We start from the raw sequence: 6,729 nt of genomic DNA, 5'->3' as shown, positions 1-6,729 counted from the left end.
CGAAGCGCTTGCACCAGATGCTGATGCTGCGGTAGTCCTCGGGGTCGACCTTGCCCGGGACCGGATAGACCTGGTCGCCGCGGTTGCCCTTGAGCCGGCCGAGCTCCGTCCACTTGCCGTCGTCGAAGACCCGCCAGCCTGCGGTGCCCTCGCGGACCGCCTGGTCGGTGAGCCAGACCCGCAGGTCCGGGCCGTCCGAGGTCTCCAGGCCGACCAGCTCGACCTGGTGGCTGCCGTCCGGGTTGCGGACCAGGCGGGCCGTGCCGGCCGTCGCATGCTCATGGGTGATGAAGGAACCCGTCCGCACCACGACCGGCCCCGCGGGCTCAGTGGGTGACGGCGCCGCGCTGCTCGGCACGCCGGCGCTGGTCGGCGCGCCAGCGCCGGTCGACGCGTCAACGCTGGTCGGCACATCACCCACAGTGGACAGCGTCTCGTTGACCGTGGTGTCGGTGAACAACCGCCAGGGCTGAAACCAATACAGGCCAACGGCAGCGCCGGCTCCCAGCACCAGGACGGCCACCCACGTAACAGGTTTGGCGAACAAGCGTTTCAGCACAGTGCTGAGTCAACACGGCCGCCGGGACCGCCGGAAGCATCCCGGGCATTACCGCTTCCTTACGGCTGCCGGACAGAACTCCGCCCCCGCTGAGACGCGCGGGGGCGGAGGACCGGTCAGGCCGCCATCGGTGGTGGCTCCGCCGCGCCGGTCATGATGGCGACGGCTTCGGACATGGAGTGGCTCTTCGGGGTGATCACGGTCGCCCGGCGGCCCAGCCGCTGGATGTGGATGCGGTCCGCCACCTCGAAGACGTGCGGCATGTTGTGGCTGATCAGGATCACCGGCAGGCCCCGGTCGCGGACGTCGCGGATCAGTTGCAGCACCCGGTTGCCCTCCTTTACGCCCAGCGCCGCCGTGGGCTCGTCCAGGATCACGACCTTGCTGCCGAACGCGGCCGACCGGGCCACCGCCACCGCCTGGCGCTGGCCGCCGGACAGCGACTCCACCGCCTGGCCGATGTTCTGCAGCGTCGCCACGCCCAGCTCGTTCATGTAGCGCTTGGCCTCGGTACGCATGTGCGCCTTGTCGAGCATCCGGAAGACCGAGCCCAGCACTCCCGGCTTGCGTTCCTCGCGGCCCAGGAACAGGTTGTCGGCGATGTCCAGCCCCGGCGCCACTGCCAGGGTCTGGTAGACCGTCTCGATCCCGGCCGCCCGCGCGTCCATCGGGTTGCGGAAGTTGACCCGCTGCCCGTCCAGGTAGATCTCGCCGCTGTCCGGCACCACCGCACCGGACAGCGCCTTGATCAGGCTGGACTTCCCGGCGCCGTTGTCCCCGATGACCGCCAGGATCTCGCCCGGGTAGAGCTCCAGGTCGCCGCTCTCGATCGCGGTGACCCGGCCGTACCGCTTGGTCAGGCCGCGCGCCTCCAGCACCGGCGTGGTCATGTCTTCACCTTCCTGATCCACTGGTCGAGGGAGACGGCCACCAGCACGAGCAGGCCGATCGCGAAGCCCTGCCAGACGACTTCCACGCCGGCCAGCTGCAGGCCGTTGCGGAAGACGCCGACGATCAGGGCGCCGATGAGGGTGCCGAGCACGCCACCGCGCCCGCCGAAGAGGCTGGTGCCGCCGAGCACGACAGCGGTGATCGAGTCGAGGTTGTAGTCGACGCCGACGTTCGGGCTGGCCGAGGCCAGGCGACCGATCAGGATCCACGCGCCGACGGCGTACAGCAGGCCGGCGACGGTGTAGACGGAGAACAGCACGCGGTTGGTCCGGATGCCGGCCAGCCGGGCTGACTCGATGTCGTCGCCGGTCGCGTAGACGTGCTTGCCCCAGGCGGTGGAGCTCAGCGCGTAGAAGAACACCCCGAACAGCAGCAGCATGATGATCGAGCCGTAGGTCAGCCGGAAGCTGCCGATCGGGATCGTGGTGCCGGTCCAGGTCATCAGGCCGGGCATGTCGGAGCCGCGGATCGTCTCGCTCTTGGACACCACCGAGTTCAGCGAGAAGAAGATGCTGAGCGTGCCGAGGGTGACGATGAACGGTGGCAGTTTGATCCGGGTGACCAGGAAGCCGTTGAGGGCTCCCATCGCCGTACCCGCGACCAGGCCGAACAGCAGCGCCAGCAGGCCCGGCATGCCCATCTTGGTGGCGAAGGTGGCCATCAGGATCGACGAGAAGACGGCGATGGCGCCGACCGACAGGTCGATGCCGGCGGTCAGGATGATCAGGGTCTGGCCCAGCGCCAGCACCGCGATGACGGTGACCTGGGCCAGCACCAGCGACAGGTTGGGGGCGGAGAAGAACCGCTGGTTCGCGACGGAGAAGGCGAGGATCGCCACGATGAGCACGGCCAGCGGGCCGAGGGTCGGGTTACCGTGCAGCAGATGCTGCAGCCGCAGCCCGAGGGAGTCGTTGCGCCGGACGTCGAAGTCCTGCGGCGGCGAGGGTTCCTTGACGGCAGTGGTCGACATGATCAGCCCCAGCAGTTCTGTTTGCCCCAGGCCGAGTCCTTGGCCTCGATACCGGTCTGCGGCTGGTCGGTGATCAGGGTCGCGCCGGTGTCCACGAAGTCCTTGCCCGCGCTGGCCTGTGGCTTGGTGCCGTCCTTGGCGAAGGCCGAGATCGCCTCGATACCGAGCGAGGCCATCTTGAGCGGGAACTGCATCGAGGTGGCCCCGATGACTCCGGCCTTGACGTTGTCGATGCCGGGGCAGCCGCCGTCGATCGAGACGATGGTGACGTCCTTGTCCTTGCCGGCCGCCTTCAGCGCCTGGTACGCGCCGGCCGCCGCCGGCTCGTTGATCGTGTAGACCAGGTTGATCGACGGGTCCTTCTGCAGCAGGTTCTCCATCGCGGTCCGGCCGCCGTCCTCGGCGCCGTCGGTCACGTCGTGCCCGACGATGCGGGGGTCGGACTCGTCACCGATCTTGTTGGCGTCGCCCACCGGGATACCGAAGCCGTCCAGGAAACCCTGGTCGCGCTTGACGTCCACGGAGACCTGGTTGGCGTTCAGGTCGAGCATGGCGATCTTGGCCTGCTTGCTCTCCTTGTCGAACTTCGCCTTGGCCCACTGCCCGATCAGCTTGCCGGCCTGGTAGTTGTCGGTGGCGAAGGTCGCGTCGACGGCGTTGGCCGGGTCGGTCGGCGTGTCCAGGGCGATGACCAGCATGCCCGACTGCTTGGCCTTGTCGATCGACGGGACGATCGCCTTCGAATCACTCGGCGTGATCAGAAAGCCCTTGGCACCGGCCGAGATCAGATTCTCGATCGCCTGCACCTGCGCCTCGTTGTCCCCGTCCTGTTTGCCGGCGAAGCTCTGCAGCTTCACGCCGGCCTTGTCCGCCGCCTGTTGCGCACCCTCCTTCATCTTGACGAAGAAGGGGTTCGTGTCCGTCTTGGTGATCAGTCCGACGGTTGCCCCGTCCCCGGAGCCCGAGTCGCCACCGCAGGCCGCGGTGCCGAGCACCAGGCCCACGGCGAGCAGAGCAGGCCCGAGGCGCCCGCGCTTGATCAGCGTTGATTGGCGCATGTCCCCTCCAAATCGATTTAGCAGAAATCGAGAGACAACGTTGTCTTGCAGTAGACGACTCGGCGCATCAGGTGTCAACAATTAGTTTCGACAATGTTGCGTAGCGTGATCAACATCGGCGGAAGTCGATCAATGGAGGGAACCATGACCCCCGGGCGGCCCACCATGAACGACGTCGCCCGCACCGCCGGGGTCAGCCTCAAGACCGTCTCGCGGGTGGTCAACGGCGAGACCACGGTGGACCCCGCGCTGGTCGCCCGGGTCCGCGCGGCGGTGGACTCGCTGCACTACCGGCCGCACCTCGGGGCGAGCATGCTGCGCCGCAACGACCGGCGGACCGCGACCATCGGCCTGCTGCTGGAGGACGTGGGCAACCCGTTCTCGGCGGTCCTGCACCGCGCGGTGGAGGACGAGGCCCGGCCCCGTGGGGTGCACGTGCTCACCGGCAGCCTCGACGAGGACCCCGAGCGGGAACGCGAGCTGACCCGGGCCTTCGCGCGCCGGCACACCGACGGGTTGATCCTCGCGCCGGCCGGCTCCGACCAGGGGTACCTCGCCCTGGAGTTACCGCCGGACATCCCGGTCGTCTTCGTGGACCGGCCCGCCGCCGGCTTCGCCGCCGACACCGTGCTGGCCGGCAACGTGGCCGGGGCGGCGGAGGCGGTGCGGCACCTGATCGGGTACGGGCACCGGCACATCGCGTTCCTCGGTGACCTGGCCGGGATCGCGACGGCCCGCCGCCGGTTGCGCGGCTATCTCACGGTGCTCGACGACGCCGGGCTGGCGCCGACCGTGGTCGGTGGCCTGCACGACTCCGCGACGGCCGAGGCGGCCACTCTGGAACTGCTGGACCGGGCCGAGCCGCCGACCGCGCTGTTCACCGGGCAGAATCTGATCACCATCGGCGCGGTCCGGGCGTTGCGCCGGCGCGGCCGGCAGCACACCGTGGCCCTGGTCGGCTTCGACGACTTCCCGCTGGCCGATCTGCTCGAGCCGGGGGTCACCGTGATCGCCCAGGACCCGGGAGCCATGGGCCGGGCCGCGGCGCGGGCGCTCTTCGAGCGGATGGACGGGCTCACGGCAGAGCCGCGCGAGATCAGGATTCCGACGACCCTGATCCCGCGCGGCAGCGGTGAGATAACCGGGCGACCTACGGGAAGTTGGTGACCGTACGGGGCACGACCTGGTCAGCCGTGGCCGCCGCCCCGATGTTGTTGACGACGTGGTCGATGGTGCCCGAGGCGAGCGAGATGGTGAAGATGTTGTGCAGCTTCACTCCCCCGTTGACCGGCGCCTGGAAGCCGTTGGCCGAGTGCACCGCCGGGTTGTTCTGGAAGAAGGCGTAGCTGCCCATCCCCCAGGCCTCGTGGGTGGACACGCTGTCGGCCACCTTGTACGCCGGGTAGCCGACACCGTCACTGCGCCAGACGGCGTTCGACGGCGGGTCGTACGGCTGCTCGTTCTGCAGGAAGTACGTCCGGCCGCCGTTGCCGTTCCAGAGGATCTCGGTCTTCTGGTAGTGCTCGACGAACAGGCCGTACGCGGTCACGTTCTGACCGTTGACGATCAGGCCGCTGTCCGCGGTGTTGACCGTCCACCCGTAGGTGCCGGCGTTGCCGTGGTCGGCCCGCCACGCCCAGATGTGGTCGATGATCGTGTTGTTGCTGTTGACCAGCAGGCTGTTGGTGGCCTTGCCGGCGATCGAGCCGCCGATCCGGAAGAACACGTCCTGCACGGTCGTCGGGTTCCCGGCGTGGTTGGCCGAGGAGCCGTTCGGGCCGATCACCAGCAGGTTCGCCGAGTTTGTGGTGCCCGCGTCGAAGAACAGGCCGGCCAGCTTGACCCCGTCGACGTCGGCCACCTGCATCGGGGTGACGCCGTTGTCCGGGATGATGGTCGCGTAGCCCAGGCCCATGACCACGGTGTTGGCCCGGGTCACGTTGATGGTCTGGTTGACGTGGTAGATGCCCGGCTGGAACATCAGGTTCAGGCCCTGCGCGAGCGCCTGGTTGATCGTCGCGGCGGAGTCACCGGGCTTGGCCACGTAGAACTGGCTCAGCGGGATGCTGGTGCCCGGGGTGTTGCCGTTGGCCCAGGTCACGCCGGCCGCGTTGGTCTGCAGGTTGGGCACGAAGACCGCGTACTGGCCGTTGGCCTGGTAGAGGTACGGCTTCTCCCGGATCACCGGGGTCTGGCCGATCACCGTGTACGGCGGGTTCGGGTAGCTGGCCGCCGGAGCGCCCTGCACGCCGACGAAGGTCTGGTTCCACACCGCGTTGGAGTTGGAGCCGATCGTGCTGTTGCGGGTGAACCACTGCTGCTGCGAGTACTGACCCTCGGTGCCGCTGATCCGCGAGTCGGCGATGTAGCCGCCGGACGCCCAGCCGTAGCCGTTCGGGGCCAGGTTCAGGTCACCGTGGATGTCCATCCGGCGGAACGGCGCGGCCTGCGAGACGGCCCAGCGGTTGGCCCCGGAGACCGGGTAGACCGACATGTTCTCGACCGAGCGCCAGAAGTTCTGGGTCGCGTTGCCCTGGAACCAGCCGGCGTCGACGGTGATGTCACCGTTGATCCGCACGTCCTGCGGGTTCTGGCCGAGGCCGATCACCGAGGTGTTGAAGCCGACCTGGATGTTCAGGCCGTTGTAGGTGCCCGGCTTGAACGCGAGCAGGTTGCGCTGGAGGCCGAACTGGTTGGTCTCCTGCTGCTTGAAGATCGCGTCGGCGGTGCTCTGGATCGACGCCATCGACATGGTCGGGTCGAAGACCGTCACGTTGGCGCCGAGGCTGCCGCCGCCCGGGAGCGTCGGCCCGGTGGGCGGGGTGGTGGTCGGCGGCGTTTCCGTGGTGCCGCCGAAGACCTTGAACTCCCACAGCGAGTAGCCGTACTGGGTGGCGCGCTCGGTGCCGTACATCCGCACGTAGCGGGCGGTGGCGGAGACCGGCAGGCTCTGCACGCCGGCCGCGCCGGCGGTGGCCGCGGTGGCGTCGGCCCAGGTGGTGCCGTTCAGCGAGATCTGGATCCGGAAGGTCCGGGCGTACGCGGCCTCCCAGTTCAGCTCGACGCGGGTGATGGCCGAGCTGGCGCCGAGGTCGACCTGCAGCCACTGCGGGTCGGCGAACGCGGACGCCCAGCGGGTGCCCGTGTTGCCGTCGACCGCGGCCGTGGCCGGGAAGGCGCCGGGGTTCTCC

Annotated in this window: 6 protein-coding genes; 1 reads left to right on the top strand and 5 read right to left on the bottom strand. The window is 68.9% G+C overall.

Going from position 1 to position 6,729, the window contains the following annotated elements:
* The 4 genes from AB0C29_RS26875 to AB0C29_RS26860 form a co-directional block, all read right to left on the bottom strand.
* The coding region (locus AB0C29_RS26875) for a DM13 domain-containing protein (RefSeq protein WP_360825467.1) at positions 1 to 559 on the bottom strand (559 nt) is incomplete at its 3' end.
* A 116-nt stretch (positions 560 to 675) separates the two neighbouring features.
* Complete coding sequence (locus AB0C29_RS26870; RefSeq protein ID WP_360825464.1) at positions 676 to 1,449, bottom strand: ATP-binding cassette domain-containing protein; 774 nt, start codon at positions 1,447 to 1,449, stop codon at positions 676 to 678.
* Positions 1,446 to 2,480, bottom strand: coding sequence for an ABC transporter permease (locus tag AB0C29_RS26865; RefSeq protein WP_360825461.1), 1,035 nt, complete (start codon positions 2,478 to 2,480; stop codon positions 1,446 to 1,448). The genes AB0C29_RS26870 and AB0C29_RS26865 overlap by 4 nt, the downstream gene beginning before the upstream one ends.
* A gap of 2 nt (positions 2,481 to 2,482) precedes the next feature.
* Complete coding sequence (locus AB0C29_RS26860) at positions 2,483 to 3,538, bottom strand: sugar ABC transporter substrate-binding protein (protein ID WP_360825458.1); 1,056 nt, start codon at positions 3,536 to 3,538, stop codon at positions 2,483 to 2,485.
* A 144-nt stretch (positions 3,539 to 3,682) separates the two neighbouring features.
* Here AB0C29_RS26860 and AB0C29_RS26855 point away from each other — a divergent pair, with 144 nt between their 5' ends.
* A complete protein-coding gene (locus tag AB0C29_RS26855; protein ID WP_360825454.1) occupies positions 3,683 to 4,705 on the top strand; it encodes a LacI family DNA-binding transcriptional regulator in 1,023 nt (340 codons plus the stop codon).
* On the opposite strand, the gene AB0C29_RS26850 is transcribed toward AB0C29_RS26855, so the two are convergent.
* Positions 4,689 to 6,729 (bottom strand): discoidin domain-containing protein (locus AB0C29_RS26850; RefSeq protein WP_360825451.1); only part of this gene is annotated, 2,041 nt, incomplete at its 5' end. The two genes, AB0C29_RS26855 and AB0C29_RS26850, sit on opposite strands and share 17 nt — an antisense overlap.

The sequence above is a fragment of the Actinoplanes sp. NPDC048791 genome (genome assembly GCF_040650095.1).
GTDB lineage: Bacteria > Actinomycetota > Actinomycetes > Mycobacteriales > Micromonosporaceae > Actinoplanes.
The sequence above is the reverse complement of the archived record's forward strand: the minus strand, read 5'-3'. Positions and strand labels throughout refer to the sequence as shown.